Below are 1,366 nucleotides of genomic sequence, written 5' to 3'. Positions count from 1 at the left end.
GGGCATCGCGTTGACGGTGTGCGCGATCCCGCTGTGGACGCAGCTCTCGCTGCTCGACGAGTGCCGCGACGGCGCGGAACGGGCACTGGCGATCGGCGCCCGGCAATCGCTGCTGGCGCTGCGCGACCGCATGCAGCTGGCCGCGGCGCTGGCGCTCGCCACGCTCTACACGCGCGGGCCGCGCCCCGAGACCGATGCGCTGTGGAAGGCCGCGCTGCGCGACGCCGACGACGGCGGCGATGCCGCATTCCAGCTGCGCACCTTGTGGGGGCTGTCGGTCTACCTGGTCTTTGCGGGCCAGTACCGCACGGCATTGGGCTACCTGCGCCGCCTGCGCAACGCGGCACGCCGGCACGGCGATGCCGCCGACCGGCTGGGCGCGGAGCGCCTGATCGCGACCAACCTGCACTACTTCGGCCGGCAGGGCAGCGCCCGCGCGCGCCTGGAGAAGGTGCTGCGGGCGTACGCCGACCCGGTGCAGCATGCGGACATCTCCCGCTTCCAGTTCGACCAGCGCGTCGTCGCGCGGGGCACGTTGGCCACCGTGCTGTGGCTGCAAGGCCTGGCCGACCAGGCGGTGCGCATTGCGCACGAGGCGGTCGAGAGTGCGCAGGCCGCGAGCCACCCGGTCTCGCTGTGCAATGCGCTGGGGCACACCGCCATCCCGATCGCGCTCTACACCGGCGACCTGGCGGCGGCCGACGCGCTGATGCTGCGCCTGCGCGCGCACCTGCGGCAGCATGCACTCAGCGTGTGGTGCCTGCTCAGCCGCTGCCTGCAGGGCATGATCAGCATCGAGCGCGGCGATGGTGCCTGCGTCGACGAGCTCGCGGGCCTGCTCGGCCAGCTGCGTGCATCGGGATATGGCCTGCGCCAGTCGTTCTACAGCGCCGCACTGGCCCGCGGCCAGGYGCTGGCGGGCCGGCCCGGCGAGGCGCTGGCGACGCTGGACGATGCGCTCGCGCTGTGCGAACAGACAGCAGAACGCTGGTTCCTGCCCGAGCTGCTTCGCATCAAGGGCGAGCTGCTGCGGCAGGACGCGCGTCCAGGCGCCGAAGCGCTCTTCAGGCAGTCGCTGGGGCTGGCGCGGCGGCAAGGCGCGCTGGCGCTGGAATTGCGCGCGGCGCTCAGCCTGGCCGAACTGCTGGTCGATGGCGGCCGCGCCGGCGAGGCCGAAGCGCTGGTCGATGCGGTGCGCGCCCGGTTCACCGACGGGCATCGAACGGCCGACCTGGCGCGGGCCGCGCGGCTGGTCGCCGATCTGCGCGAGGACGCGCGCGGCGTCCTTCAACTCACGGCGGACCCGGAAACACCTGCTCGAGATACGCGACGAATGCCTTGACGTTCGGGCTGCCGCGCTGGTGGC

The 1,366-nt window shown here is 73.2% G+C and carries 1 pseudogene; it reads left to right on the top strand.

The features are described from left to right. Nucleotides 1-1,342: pseudogene (locus AC1D15_RS32420) on the top strand (hypothetical protein); the annotation flags it as partial. Between the last annotated feature and the right edge of the window lie 24 nt (nucleotides 1,343-1,366).

Source organism: Rhizobacter sp. P2_H2 (assembly GCF_056403375.1).
The sequence above is the reverse complement of the archived record's forward strand: the minus strand, read 5'-3'. Positions and strand labels throughout refer to the sequence as shown.